Genomic DNA, 13651 nt, shown 5'->3' with positions numbered 1-13651 from the left:
CGCTATGCCGAGGCAGAATCCGAGGTCTGATCCCAGGTGCGGGGTGTGAGATCCGGCCGCTGGTGCTCGTAGTCGCTGGCCAACAACGGTGAAGAGATCATCAGATCGGCCGAGGCCACATTGCAGGCCATCGGCACGTTCCATACGGCGCCGATCCGCAGCAGGGCCTTCACATCAGGGTCGTGCGGCTGAGCCTCCAACGGATCCCAGAAGAACACCAGCATGGTGATCTGGCCTTCGGCGATCTTCGCGCCGATCTGCTGGTCGCCGCCCACCGGGCCGGAGAGGAACCGGTGCACCGGAAGGCCGAGTTCGTATTCGAGCATGGTGCCGGTGGTTCCGGTGGCATAGAGGACGTGCTCGGCGAGCGTGTCGCGGTTGTAGTCGGCCCAGCGCAGCAGGTCGACCTTCATGCTGTCGTGCGCGACGAGGGCGATGTGGCGCCGGGTGTGCGGTGTGCTCATGCTGACCTCCGAGGGCCGGGCAGCGGCATCCTCACCGTGGGGTGCGGATGAGTCTCATTGTCCGCCGTGGGTCGCTGCGTGTCACCCGCTGCGCGAGCGCAGCGCGTGCGCCAGCGCATCGTGGACTGCCTGCACGGCGGGCCGGGCGCGCGATCCGGGCCGCGCCGAGGTGAACAGTTCTCGATACGGCGCGCCCGGGAGGTCGATCAGGGCGAGTTCGGCGTGGTAACCCGCCCACACGAGGTCGGGCAAGATGCCTACGGCGTGCCCGGCGGCGATCAACCGGATGTGCACGGTCAGATCCGTCGCCTCGTAGCGCACGTCCGGTTCGATGCCCGCGGCACGGCACTGCTGGATGCCCCAGTCCCGCACGATCGCGCCAGGGGGCTCCATCACCCAGGGCTGGTCCGCCAACTCGGGCAGGGAGCGGGCAGTCGTTGCAGCTGGTGCGCAGAGCCGAACGGGATCCTGGCCCAGTCTCATCCGGTCGAGGCCGGGGTGCAGGTGGCGGGTGGATCCGGGGTACTCCTCGGCGATCGTCAGATCGAAGCGGCGCGCCTGCAGTTCGAACAGCCCCACCTCCGGCGGCACCACGGCCACCTCAACGCGCAACTGCGGGTGACTCTGTGCCAGGGCATCGAGCGCGGCCGGCAGCAGGGCGCGCGCCGCAGTCTCCAGTGATGCCACCCGGACCGTCTCCGGGCCTGGTTCGAGGGCTTCCAACTCACCCCGCGCCGCCTCCTCCGCGTCCATCATCCGTGCGGCGTGCTCAGCGACCACTCGGCCCTGCGGGGTCAACCGCACGCGGCGGCCGTCGGGCTCGAGCAGCTGTTCGCCGACCTCGCGTTCCAATCGAGCGAGCTGGTGCGAGACGGTCGAGACGCTGAAATTGAGCGTGTGGGCCACGGCGGTGACCGTGCCGCGCAGTTGGAGTTCACGCAGCAGGCGGAGTCGTCCCGCGTCCCACATAACAACCTTCGATCAGATCGAATGAATACGTTCTGAAACTATCACTTTTCATCACAGGTCACCGGCGATCACACTGTGGGCGGTACGAACGTGTGTGTGAGTGAAAGAGGTGTGGGTGTGAAGGCGGAGTCGGCTGCGGTGATCGACGAGATCCTGGCGCAGGACGCGATCGCGCAGGTACGGCGCTGGCTAGTTGCCAGTCAGGCTCATCCGGTCGATCCGGCCGCGCGGCGCCTCGCCGCCATCCTTCGGGATGAGAACGGGCTCGCCTTCACGCTCGGCTTCGTCGACGGCGTCATCCGGCCGGAAGATCGCCGGGTGGCCGCTCGGGCACTACGCGATGTGGTGCCGCTGACCCCGCGTCTGCTGCCATGGCACCTGCGTGCCGCGATCCGCGTGGGCGGGGTGGCCAGTCGGGTGCTGCCGGCTCTCGTGGTCCCGGCCGCCCGGCGGGTGCTGCGCCGTATGGTGCGCCACCTGATCGTCGACGCCACGGACCAGAAGCTGGGCCGCTCCATCGCCCGGCTCCGGGACCGCGAACAGGGGATTCGGCTCAACATCAACCTGCTCGGCGAGGCGATCCTTGGCGACGACGAGGCCAGCCGCAGGGTGGCCGGCACCGCGCAGTTGCTCTCCCGTGACGACGTCGATTACGTCTCCATCAAGGTCTCCTCCACCGTCGCTCCGCACAGCCCGTGGTCCTTCGACGACGCCGTGGAACACGCAGTCGCCTCACTCAGCCCATTGTTCCGCCGCGCCAAGCAGGACGGCGGGAAGTTCATCAATCTCGACATGGAGGAATACAAGGACCTCGACCTCACCGAGGCCGTGTTCACCACGCTCCTGGACGCCGAGGAGTTCCGCGATCTCGAGGCAGGAATCGTGCTGCAGGCCTACCTGCCGGATGCCCTCGGCGTGATGATGCGGCTGCAGGAATGGGCTGCCCGGCGAGTGGCCCGCGGCGGTGCGCCGATCAAGGTGCGGGTGGTCAAGGGCGCCAACCTGCCGATGGAGCGCGTGGACGCCGAGAGCCACGGCTGGCCGTTGGCCACCTGGGGAAGTAAGCAGGAATCGGACGCCTCGTACAAGGCCGTCCTGGACTACGCGCTGCGCCCGGAGCACATCGGTGCCGTGCGCATCGGCCTGGCCGGGCACAATCTCTTCGACATCGCCCTCGCCTGGCTTCTCGCGCAGCGACGTGGCGTCACCGAGGGCGTCGACTTCGAGATGCTGCTCGGAATGGCCACCGCCCAGGCAGCGGCGGTGCGCGAGGACGTCGGCGGACTGCTGCTGTACACCCCGGTGGTGCACCCGAGCGAGTTCGACGTCGCCATCGCCTACCTGGTGCGGCGCTTGGAGGAGGGCGCCTCATCAGAGAACTTCATGTCGGCCGTGTTCGATCTCGAAACCGAGGCCCTCTTCGATCGGGAGAAGCAGCGCTTCCTCGACTCCATCGCGACGATGCCCACGCAGGTGCCGGCGCCGCATCGCAGACAGGACCGGAGCGCGCCGGCAGGTACACAGGAACAGCCCCGGCTGCCGGGCTTCCAGAACACCCCGGACACCGATCCCGCGATCGCCGCGAACCGTGCCTGGGGTGCGGCGATCCGGGCCCGGATGCCACACAGCACGCTCGGTCTCGCTACCGCCGAAGACTCGGTCATCGCGACCGCCGCCGACCTGCAGGACATCATCGACGGCGCCGTCGCTGCGAGCGAAGCCTGGCGTGCGCTCGGCGCCGACGCTCGCGCCGAGATCCTGCACCGAGCCGGAGACGTCCTGCAGGCACGCCGCGCCGATCTGCTCGAGGTGATGGGTTCCGAGTGCGGGAAGGTGCTCGCCCAGGGCGACCCCGAGGTGAGCGAGGCCATCGACTTCGCTCACTACTACGCCGAGCAGGGGCGCGAACTCGAGGCCGTGGACGGTGCCACTTTCACGCCCGCCCGGCTCACCGTCGTCACCCCGCCGTGGAACTTCCCGGTGGCCATTCCTGCCGGTTCCACCCTCGCCGCACTCGCGGCCGGGTCCGCCGTGATCATCAAGCCCGCCCCGCAGGCGCGGCGTTCGGGTGCGGTGATGGTGGAGGCGTTGTGGGAGGCGGGGGTGCCGCGTGAGGTGTTGCGCCATGTCCAGCTCTCCGAGGGCGAGCTCGGTGCCCAGCTGATCGGCAACGAGGCCGTCGATCGCGTGATCCTCACCGGCGGGTATGAGACGGCCGAACGCTTCCGTGAAATCCGCACTGACCTGCCGCTGCTGGCGGAGACGAGCGGCAAGAACGCCCTCATCGTCACCCCCAGTGCCGACTACGACCTGGCGGCGCGGGACGTTGCGTACTCTGCCTTCGGTCACGCCGGCCAGAAGTGCTCAGCCGCCTCGCTGGTCATCCTCGTGGGATCTGCGGCGGAGTCGGCCAGGTTTCGCCGTCAACTGGTGGATGCGGTCACCTCGATGCCGGTCGGTCAGCCGTGGGACGAGCAAGCCCAGATCGGACCCATCGTCGGCCCGGCCGAGGGCAAGCTGCTGCGCGCACTGACCACGCTCGAGCCGGGGCAGAGCTGGCTCGTCGAGCCCCAGCAGCTCGATGATGCCGGCACGCTCTGGCGCCCAGGCATCCGCGACGGCGTCCGGCCCCGTTCGGAGTTTCATCTCACCGAGTACTTCGGTCCGGTAGTGGGCATCATGACCGCAGCCACGCTCGAGGAGGCCATCGAGTACGTCAACCGCATCGAGTACGGCCTCACGAGCGGGCTGCACTCGCTGGATGAGGCCGAGATCGCCGCCTGGATGGCAGGTGTGGAGGCGGGCAACCTCTACGTCAACCGCGGCATCACCGGCGCGATCGTGCAACGCCAGCCTTTCGGTGGGTGGAAGAAGGCCTCGGTGGGCGCTGGCACGAAGGCGGGCGGACCGAACTACCTCACCGGATTCGGCACCTGGACCGACGCCCCGGTCGCTGTGTCCGGCTCCGCCGTGAGCCACGATGCGATCAGCCGCCGAGCCCTACGTGCGGCGAATGCCCTACCGGAGGTCGATCGTGACTGGCTCGGCGGTGCGCTGAGCACTGACGAGGCGGCATGGGCAGGCGAGTTCGGCATCGTGCGAGACCGGACCGGGCTCGCCAGTGAGCACAACGCCTTCCGCTACCACCCGGACCAGGTCACCGTGCGGTTCGAGGGGGACCGGCCCGTGGAGTTGATCCGTGTGGTGGCGGCTGGTGCGCGTGCCGGTGCCGCCGTCACGGTGAGCGCCGCCGCAGCGCTACCGCGGCAGATTGCCGAGTACGTCGCCGAGGTAGCCGAAGTGCACGTTGAGGACGGCGCCGCGTGGAGCGCGCGCGCCGCACACCTTGGCCGTGCGGGCGGCAGGATCCGGCTGATCGGCGGGTCGGCCGCCGAGCTGGCCGCCGCCACGCACGGGTCACCGGCCGTGGCGCTGTACACCGACGAGGTGGTCGCTGCGGGGCGGATCGAGCTGTTGACATACCTCAAGGAGCAGGCGGTCTCGGTCACCGCGCACCGCTTCGGCACCATCCACCGCTACGACATCCCGGCGGTAACCTCGCAGTCCGCGTCGTTCACCACCAACTGACGGATGATGACGAGCTCCGATCACGATGACCTACCTGCGCAACGTGCCCATCGACCGCGAGTCCGTCGAGACCCGCGAACTCCTGGCCGTCAGGACCGCTGACTGACGATCCCGACCACCCGGCAGTCATAGTGCTGGGACGCCGTCATCGTTCCGCGGAACCAGGTGACCGCCAGGGTGTCCGGATCGCCGGGCACCACGATCGGGCGCAGGTTGTCTTCCGTCGAGTGCTCGGTGATGGGGCTCCACTCCCAGCTCGCTCCGCCATCGGAGGTGCGCCCGTGGAAGATCTCGTGACGGGTCAACGCGCTCCCGTCGCGCGGGTCGATCGGCGCGGAGAGGTAGAGCGAGTCCAGATCGTAGGGGTCGATGGAGGCCAGGCCGGTGTAGTCCTCCTCGTGCGGGAGCAGGTTCGCCCCTGCCTTGGCGAGCGGGAAGACCTGCCAGGCCGCGCCGTCGAACCGGGCATAGACGAATCGATGGTCGGAGAAGTTGCTGTTCTCCGGCTCATCGTTGGCCCGTGCAGTGAGCACGGCGGCGATCTGCCCGGACTGCCCCGCCCGGCCCTGGCGGATGTCTGTGGTCCAGGCGTGTGTGAGCGGGGAATCGTCGAGGGTGCTTCCGCTGGCCAGCAGTGTGGTCAGCTCCACCTGTGAGGGTGCCTCGGGGTCCAGGACGGATTCGTCCACGACCGCGCCATCGCTGCGGTGCAGGGATCCGCCGCTGATGTAACCGTGGTAGATCGAGTTGTCGTAGTTGCGGGGGTGGTGATCGGTGGTGATGAGGTCGATGCGACCTGCGCCATCGGGTGCGTCGCCGTTGGAGGCGTACCGGGTGTAGCCGTTCACGTACCCGAGCTTCGGGCGGGTGAACAGTTTGCCGCCGTAGCGGAAGGTGTCTCCGTGGTCGTCGGAGATCAGGATCGAGGGGTCGTCGTTGATCGCCCGCACGAAGGCATAGAGGCGCCCCTCGTCGGCGAGGTAGTGCAGGTTGGAGTAGGTGGCGCCGCGCCCGTCGGTGAGTTCGGTCCAGTCGAAGACCTGCTCCGGGCCCCACTCTCCTGCGTCGTGCGGGCGGGTGGAGATGCGCCAGCGCTGGAAGTTGTCGCTCTTGTGCTTGGTGTACATCGCCAGGTAGCGGCCATCTGGGCGGATCCACAGGGCGGGATCGTTGTGATCGTCGGCCTCGAGGCGCTCGTGCAGTACGACGATCTCGGTGCTGCCGGAGGCGAGATCGGTCACGGCGAGTTCGATGTTCCCCGAGCGCTGCTCACCGCCCGGGCCCTCGGCCGCCGCCACAGAGCCGATCAGCAAGGTGTTCGTCTCCGGGTCGATGATGGCGCGCTCGTCCTGGAACCAGCACCAGGCGCCGTTGTCGTTGAAGGTGTGGATGTCGTGCTGCGTCGATGCGGCCATAGGGCTGGATTCTGCCAAACTTCCGCGCGCTTGGATAGCGCTTCCCACGGGCTGGCCCGCCGTCCGTGCGTCTCCGCGGCACGAACTGAACCCGCTTTTCCTATCTGAACCCCCGACGGCGGGAGTTCAGATACGAAAAGCGGGTTCAGTTGTTGCTGCTCGCCCGCTCGGCGGGGGCGGCGACCAGGTGCGGATAGGCCCAGACGTTCGCCTTGAGCGAAGGTGACTCAACTCTGGAACATAGCGGCCGCCGTCGACGTTGTGACGGGCATACCGGGGAGCGCCGCAGGGCGCCGACCGGCTGCCAACCGACACCGGCCCCATCCGGGGTCGCCGACTTCAGGAGGTTTGAGATGACTCTCATGTTCGACCCCTTCCGCGACTTCGACCGCCGCAGCAACGCTCGCGGACCGCGCTGGATGCCCATGGATCTGTACCGCTCGGGCGACGAATTCGTCGTCGACATCGACCTTCCGGGCGTGGCCCCCGACTCGATCGATCTGGACGTGGACGGGAACGTCCTGACCGTCCAGGCCGAGCGGGTGGTTGCCCAGCCCGACGGCGGACGCTGGCTGGCGCAGGAACGCCCGTCCGGTTCCTACCGCCGTCAACTCACCCTCGGTGAGGGGCTCGACGCTGACGCGATCAGCGCCAACTATGCCCACGGTGTGCTCACCCTGCGGATCCCGGTGGCCGAGCGGGCCAAGCCTCGCAAGATCGCCGTGCAGGCAAGTGATGCCAATGCGCCGATCGACTCCAGCGAGGCCTCCCGGCAGGTGGAGTCCGCATAGAACGCTGCGGTAGGAGCTAGTTCCGCCGTCGATCGCAGACGAACGCCCCGGAACTCTGGCCATCCGGCCAGGGTTCCGGGGCGTTCCTCGTGGCGAACGGAAGCCGTTCGTGCGTGAGGTGCAGCCGGTCAGTCGATGGCGGCGACGTCGTAACCCGCTTCGGCGACTGCCGCGCGTAGGCTCTGTTCGTTCAGGGGGGCATCCGAGATGACGGTCACGGTCGATGTGCCGCCGGCGTCGAGCTCAACGCTGACGTCCTTGACTCCCTCCAGGGACTGGAGTTCCTCCGTGACGTGTGCGACGCAGCCGCCACACGTCATTCCGGTGACGTCGATCGTCGTGGTCAGGGTGTCCATGGCGAATCCTCTCGTTTCGGGTCAGGAGCGGACGAGCCGCGCGATCGCAGCGCTGGCCTCAGCCACCTTCTCCGCACCCTCTTCGGGGGAGCGGCGTGCGGCATCGACCACGCAGTGGCCGAGGTGGTCGTCCATGAGGCCGAGGCCGACGGCCTGGAGGGCCTTGGTGACGGCAGAGATCTGGGTGAGTACGTCGATGCAGTACGTGTCGTTCTCGACCATCCGAGCAATGCCACGCACCTGGCCCTCAACCCGGCGCAGTCGCTTCAGGTAGGCATCCTTCTCCGGCACGTAGCCGTGCGGGGCTTCGTGCTGCTCGATTGCCTGCTCGGTCATGCCTGCTCCTTCGGTGCCGGGAACGTCTCTGTGGTCACCTCGTCATAGTACCCCCCGAGGGTATGTGCGTGCACCCCGGCGGAGCCCAGCTGTGCAGGATCTGTGCACGAGTGACAACGGAACGATCACGATCGCAGAGTCATCGGTATCGATCCGGACACAGTGCGGGGTTCGCCCCTTTCGCTCCCTTAGCGTGACTGTCATGACGCTTGGCCGAAAGCGCCCTCGAGGCGCGCGCACCCGCCGCCGTGGTGTTGCGATGATCGCCCTGACAGTGGCGCTCGCAGCGGCGGCAGTGCTCGCTCCACAGCCGGCCGAGGCGTGTGCCTGTGGCGCCGCCCTGACCTCCGACGGTTATGACGTGGCGGTCAATCGTGAGGTGGCGGTGGTGGCCTGGGATGGTGCTACTGAGGAGATCCTGCTCCAACTCGACATGATGACGGAGGCCGACGACGCCGCGTTACTCATCCCGACTCCGGCGCCCGCCGAGGTGGCGCTCGCCGATCCTGCGGTCTTCGATGCCCTCGAAGAGATGACGGCTCCACGCACCGAGGTGCGGTACTCCTGGTGGCCGGAGAACGGTGCAGGCGGGTCTGGTGCAGGGGACGGCGCCCCCGGTAGTGCCGCCGTAGACGTGATGTCGACGGTGGAGCTCGGACCATTGGAAGTGAGCGTGCTCTCGGCGAGCGATGCCGACGGCCTGGCCACTTGGCTCGATGAGCACTCCTATGTGATGGGCGATGCTGTGGCCGAGGCGTTGCTGCCGTATGTGGCGGAGGGCTGGTACTACGTGGCCGTCCGGTTGAATCCGGAGGCGGATGCGCTGGCCGGCTCGATCCAGCCACTGCACCTGAGCTTCGACGCCGATTCGATGCTCTACCCCATGCGCATCTCGGCTGCTGCCGCCGCGGACCAGTTCGTCCGCACCTACGTGATCGCGGAGCAGCAGGTGCAACGCACCGATCCGAGCTGGGACTCCATTACCGGGGACCTGCGCTATGCGGGTCCGCTCGACCCAGATGACGTGAGCGACCCCACCCTCACTGAGCTCGCCGGGGATGGCGCCTACCTCACCGTGTTCGACCAGTGGTTCTACAACCCGGGCAGCGAGATCGTCTCCGACTTCACCTTCGGGCCGACATCCGGTGGAGCGGATTACCACCCCGTGCAGTATGAGACCCGCATGCGCGAGATCCTCGGGCTGCCGGCCGGCCCGGTCCTCGTGGCGATCGGCGGGATCGCCGCATTCGGGGCGCTCGCTGCCGCCTCGGTGATCTCCCGCCGGCGTCGTGAGGTGACTCCTGAGCCAGTCTCACGCGCGGTGGAGAACGTCGGGTCGTGAATGATCGACGGCGCTGAGCGCACTGCCGCAAGGTGGGCGGTGCCACGTGGTGCGGCGGTTCTCTCTACCGACTCAGCCCAGCTTCCATACATCCGCTGTGAGCGCGCCCGCAAGCTCCAAGGTCACCCGTTCGGTCGGCGCAACAAGCGGCACGGCGAGCGTCCCACGTGGACCGAAGACCTCGAGCACCGGGCCGTCCAGCACCAGCCGCAACTCAGTGCCTCCGGCGGGCATGGACCAGCTGCCGGCGTCGGTGGTGACCTCCACCTGACCGGCGGCCACCAGCACATGGGCGCGACCGCCGTCGACGGTGAGGGTGCCCCGTGCGCTCGGGCTCGCTACGGTCAGCAGCACATCGCAGACGGGTCCGCTGGTGACCGCGGAGTTCTCGGCATGCTGGGCTGCACCAATCCGGGATCCTTCGACGGCCGCGTGCGGTGCGGCGATTAGCCGGTCGTCGTCGATGTGCAATGCGTGCGGCAGCGAGTGCGCGCTCGCCCAGGTGCCGCCCGGGTCGTCCACCCCTCGCAACCAGTAGATGAGGCCTGGACCGCCGGCTGCGTCGGTGTAGGCCGACGCGGCGTAGTAGGAAGGGCCGTAGCTGAGCCGCCCGACATGCTCGGGCACGAACTGGCCGTCGACCAGGTCCCCGATCAGGTAGGCCTCGTAGTACGGCACCTCGGGCTCCCACACCGACACGGTGAGCACCCAGCGTCCGTTCACCCGAAGCAGCTGCGGGCACTCCCACACAGCTCCGAGCCATACCGGCTCCATCACGTCCCGGTGCCGGCTCGCGATCGGCTCTGCCTGCCCCCAGGTGCGCAGGTCGTCGGAGCGGTGCGCGAGCGCGACGGCCGTTCCATCCCGCAGTCCGGCCCCCATCAGCATTACCCACTCCTCGCCGTCGTGGAACACCTGTGGGTCCCGGTAAGCAAGAGCATCGATCTCGTCAGGCAGGCGGGCGACCTCGGGCCCCTTCTCCCAGGTGCGCCACTGCGGATCGGTCGGGTGCGCCGTGCGTACCGTGCCGATCTGCACGTCGTCGACACGCACGCTCGTGTAAAAGATGGTCGGCTCGCCCTCGGGCGGAACCACCAACGAGCCCGACCAGACGCCGCCGTCGCCGTCCCCGGGGCTGAGGATCACCGGCCGCTCGGTCCAGTGCAGCAGGTCGGGGGACGTGGCGTGCCCCCACGATTGGTCCGGCCCCCACTCGGCCTGCCCGGGCACGTGCTGGAAGAACAGGTGATAGACGCCGTCGTGGAAGGTCAGCCCGAGCGGATCGTTGATCCATCCCTCCTGCGCGGTGAAGTGGATCCGGGGACGCGCTGTGGCGTTCGTGCTTATGTCTGTCATCGTCCCTCCAGCCACCGACGCCGCAGTTCGGCCGCGTGCTCGGTGTTCCCTCGTTCGGCGGCATCGATCTCCGGCGCGCGGGCTGCCCAGACGCGATCGCGTTCTGCCTCGTAGGTCCGCATCCGCTCCGCGGCAGCGTCCCGGGCGCGCTGCTGCTCCTCGGTGAGCTCGGGAAGGCTCGCGTGCACCTGCGTCGGGTGCGGCCGCAGCGGCAGCCGGTCCTCGACGGGCGGGATGGTCAGTCCGGGCGCGATCGTGTCCTGGTACCAGTACGCCACCGATGACCAGTCATCGGCGAGGTGGTTGGCGTGCCCGTGCTCGAAGGTCACCGCGATACGGCGGGAGAACCGCACCGGGTCCACGAGATGGAACCGGTAGCTGTGCTGGAACCCTGGGGCGTCCGCCTCGTGCACAATGGTCCCGTTCATCAGGTACCCGTTGCGCTGCATGCCCCAGGCATGCCCGAGGTAATCCTCCATGCCGGTGCCGTGCAGGCTCGGGGGCCAGGTGTCGTCGTCGATGAAGATCATGTCGTCGCCCTCACCCCACCAGGTGTCCTGGAAGTGCCGGACGGCGAGCGTGCAGCCGACGTAGTGGCCGGCGCCCTCGGTCTCCAGTGCCACATAGTTCCCCTCGGCGGATAGGTGCGGGACGGTCGCCACCTCGGCACTATTGGTCTGCAGGTCCGGACCCCAACCGTGGCACGGCCGCTGCTGCCGGTAGTGGGCGTGGAAGTAGGCGATGTCCTCGGCGAGTGACTCGGCGTAGAGCTCGTAGTCGATGTAAAAGTACTGCAGGTACGGCACATCGTTCTGGTTCTCCACGGTGATCCGCGCCCGGGAGCCGAACGGCATCTGGAACCACGAGTTGAACGCGGCGGATCCGCCGAAGCTGTACTCCTCCGGCTCCTTCGCCGAGACCGAGAGCGGCAGTGACTCGTACGAGCCGGAGAGGGAGTTGAGCAGCCCGAAGAAGTCGCCGAGGGGTGCGATCACGCTGGGCGTGGTGGCATCGTCCCAATACATCCGCAGCACGATCTTGCGGTAGTAGTCCGGGTCGTGCACCTCCCAACTGACCCCGAGGGCATTGTGAATCTCCAGCATCGGCACCCCGACCACCTCGGGGGCGATCTGACCGGGCCCGGGCTGGCGCCGGCACGACTGGGTCATCCAGATATGCGTGATGCAACCAGGTCCTTGAAGATCAGCGAGTACGCGTTCCTCGCCGGGCATCACGATCCAGTTGTCCCGGTTGCGTCCGGTCTGGTCCCAGCTCGAGACACGACCGGTGCGCGCCTGCCGCACGTGGGTGATGTCCGCGAGGAGTCCTTCGCGAGGTCCTGCTGCCATGGTGATCCCTTCCTCGGCCGAGCGATGTGATCGCCCGTCGAAACGTTTGTCTTCAATGAAGCGAGAATGGACTGGCTGCGTGGTGCCTGTCAACCGATCGCCGTGCGCAGACTTCATCGTCGGGGAAGCGATTGTCAGGAGAATCTGGGGTTGACGTGCCGCTCGAGTCGTCCTACCGTTCTGACAAACGTTTCGCAACAGCTCGCCGTCTCTCGCCGTCCGACGATGGTCTAGGCAACGGTGAGCACCCTGACCCGGCTCCCACATCCGCCGCGGGAACCCTGAGGAATGGAGACTTCCATGAGCACCCACCCCCTGCGTCCCGCGATGAAGCGGCGCACCCTCATCGGCTCAGCCGCCGCTGGAGCCGCGCTCGCGCTCGGACTTGCCGGCTGCGGCGGCTCCGTCCCCGGCGAGGACCCGACCTCTGCCGACGGTGGTGAGCCTGCCGGTGACGGCGCCGTCGAGATCACCCTCTCCATGCAGAACCCCAATGTCGAGGCGCAGGACCCGGCCACCTACGAGATCGTGCAGGCATTCATGGCGGAGAACCCGGACGTGGTGATACACGTCGAAGGGCAGACCGTGGACGAGCACAACCAGGCGATGCAGATCGCCGCGCAATCCGGGACGCTGCCGGAGATCTTCTGGGTCTACAACTCGCTCGCCACGCAGATGGCCGATGAGGGCTACCTGGCTGACCTCGGCCCACTGCTGGACTCTGGCGACCTCCGCGCATCGTTCCCGGAGTCCATGCTCAGCGGTTACGTCAGTGACTCCTCGAGTGGCCCAGTGCAGTACGGCGTGCCCTATCAAGGCCTGGTCACCGGATTCTTCGTGAACACCGACATCCTCGCCGAATACGGGCTCGCCCAGCCGGCGACCTTCGAGGACCTGCTCGCCGTGGCCGAGACCCTCTCCGCCGAGGGTGTTACCACGATCGCGAAGGGTGCGAATGGCACCTCCTTCAGCGTCTGGGCGTTCCTGACGATGCTGAACCGGTACGGCTACGAGGAGCGGATCGATGCCATCCTCGCCGGCGAAGACTCGTACGTGAACGAGGACTTCCTCCGGCTCTACGAACACATCGACGAGCTCGCCGAGGCGGGCGCGTTCTCCCCGAACGTCTCCACGCAGGACTATGTGCAGGCGGTCGAGGAGTACACAAGCGGTAACGCCGCGATGCTGGACGCCGGCGTGTGGGCCGCCGGGCAGATCCAGGAGAGCTCGGTCGGTGCGGCCACCACGTTCTGGGCCGGACCCACATTCTCCGATGGTGTCGGGGACCAGCAGCTTTACATGAATGCGCCCTCGGCACCGCTGGTGGTCAGCGCCGCGGCGATGGAGGACGAGGAGGTGGCAGCCGCCGTGGAGCGCTTCCTGGCCTTTTACTACAGTGACACGGGCCAGCAGATCCTCGTGGACAACGACCAGACCCCGGTGACCACCTACGAGCCGCAGGTCGACGAGTCCCAGACCGTGTTCTCCTCCGTGCTCGACGTGATCAATGCCGATGGCTGGTCCAGCCCTGAGGCCCAGCCGGACCTGGTCATCTCCGCCGAGCAGTCCAGCGCCATGTACGACTCCATCTACGGCGTGATACAGGGCGTGTTCACCCCGGGCGAGGCGCTGCAGGTCGTGCAGGACACCTTCGAGTGACCGCCCGACGACGTCTCTCAGGTCGA

At 67.7% G+C, this 13651-nt stretch carries 11 protein-coding genes; 4 read left to right on the top strand and 7 right to left on the bottom strand.

All coding sequences use genetic code 11. The features are described 5' to 3' along the window. Nucleotides 1-2: 2 nt before the first annotated feature. Entirely contained in the window at nucleotides 3-464 is a 462-nt protein-coding gene (locus tag LQF10_RS18420) for a methylglyoxal synthase (RefSeq protein WP_231065301.1), read from the bottom strand. An 81-nt stretch (nucleotides 465-545) separates the two neighbouring features. Beyond that, entirely contained in the window at nucleotides 546-1433 is an 888-nt protein-coding gene (locus LQF10_RS18415) for a LysR family transcriptional regulator (protein WP_231065300.1), read from the bottom strand. A gap of 117 nt (nucleotides 1434-1550) precedes the next feature. On the opposite strand from LQF10_RS18415, the gene LQF10_RS18410 reads away from it, so the two are divergent. Then, nucleotides 1551-5021, top strand: coding sequence for a bifunctional proline dehydrogenase/L-glutamate gamma-semialdehyde dehydrogenase (locus LQF10_RS18410; protein ID WP_231065299.1), 3471 nt, complete (start codon nucleotides 1551-1553; stop codon nucleotides 5019-5021). Between the two features lie 89 nt (nucleotides 5022-5110). Here the strand turns inward: LQF10_RS18410 and LQF10_RS18405 are convergent, their stop codons facing one another. Next, nucleotides 5111-6436 carry a BNR-4 repeat-containing protein gene (locus LQF10_RS18405; RefSeq protein ID WP_231065298.1) on the bottom strand — a complete coding sequence of 442 codons (1326 nt, stop codon included), beginning with the start codon at nucleotides 6434-6436 and terminating at the stop codon, nucleotides 5111-5113. A 353-nt stretch (nucleotides 6437-6789) separates the two neighbouring features. Here LQF10_RS18405 and LQF10_RS18400 point away from each other — a divergent pair, with 353 nt between their 5' ends. Then, nucleotides 6790-7227 (top strand): Hsp20/alpha crystallin family protein, encoded by a 438-nt coding sequence (locus LQF10_RS18400; protein ID WP_231065297.1) that lies wholly within the window; start codon nucleotides 6790-6792, stop codon nucleotides 7225-7227. Nucleotides 7228-7355: 128 nt separating this feature from the next. Here the strand turns inward: LQF10_RS18400 and LQF10_RS18395 are convergent, their stop codons facing one another. Both LQF10_RS18395 and LQF10_RS18390 read right to left on the bottom strand, forming a co-directional pair. Beyond that, complete coding sequence (locus tag LQF10_RS18395; RefSeq protein ID WP_231065296.1) at nucleotides 7356-7583, bottom strand: heavy-metal-associated domain-containing protein; 228 nt, start codon at nucleotides 7581-7583, stop codon at nucleotides 7356-7358. Nucleotides 7584-7604: 21 nt separating this feature from the next. After that, entirely contained in the window at nucleotides 7605-7919 is a 315-nt protein-coding gene (locus LQF10_RS18390; protein ID WP_231065295.1) for a metal-sensitive transcriptional regulator, read from the bottom strand. Nucleotides 7920-8121: 202 nt separating this feature from the next. Between LQF10_RS18390 and LQF10_RS18385 the strand changes: the two genes are divergently transcribed. Beyond that, complete coding sequence (locus LQF10_RS18385; protein WP_231065294.1) at nucleotides 8122-9261, top strand: DUF2330 domain-containing protein; 1140 nt, start codon at nucleotides 8122-8124, stop codon at nucleotides 9259-9261. 72 nt (nucleotides 9262-9333) lie between these two features. On the opposite strand, the gene LQF10_RS18380 is transcribed toward LQF10_RS18385, so the two are convergent. Both LQF10_RS18380 and LQF10_RS18375 read right to left on the bottom strand, forming a co-directional pair. Continuing rightward, nucleotides 9334-10617: a glycoside hydrolase family 32 protein gene (locus LQF10_RS18380; RefSeq protein ID WP_231065293.1), complete on the bottom strand. Its 1284-nt coding sequence runs from the start codon at nucleotides 10615-10617 to the stop codon at nucleotides 9334-9336. After that, the gene (locus LQF10_RS18375) at nucleotides 10614-11966 is read right to left on the bottom strand and encodes a glycoside hydrolase family 172 protein (protein ID WP_231065291.1); all 1353 of its coding nucleotides are present in this window, start codon (nucleotides 11964-11966) and stop codon (nucleotides 10614-10616) included. The genes LQF10_RS18380 and LQF10_RS18375 overlap by 4 nt, the downstream gene beginning before the upstream one ends. Before the next feature lie 300 nt (nucleotides 11967-12266). Here LQF10_RS18375 and LQF10_RS18370 point away from each other — a divergent pair, with 300 nt between their 5' ends. Further along, nucleotides 12267-13625: an ABC transporter substrate-binding protein gene (locus LQF10_RS18370; protein ID WP_231065290.1), complete on the top strand. Its 1359-nt coding sequence runs from the start codon at nucleotides 12267-12269 to the stop codon at nucleotides 13623-13625. Nucleotides 13626-13651: the final 26 nt, after the last annotated feature.

Source organism: Ruania halotolerans, from assembly GCF_021049285.1.
Classification (GTDB): domain Bacteria; phylum Actinomycetota; class Actinomycetes; order Actinomycetales; family Beutenbergiaceae; genus Ruania; species Ruania halotolerans.
The sequence above is the reverse complement of the archived record's forward strand: the minus strand, read 5'-3'. Positions and strand labels throughout refer to the sequence as shown.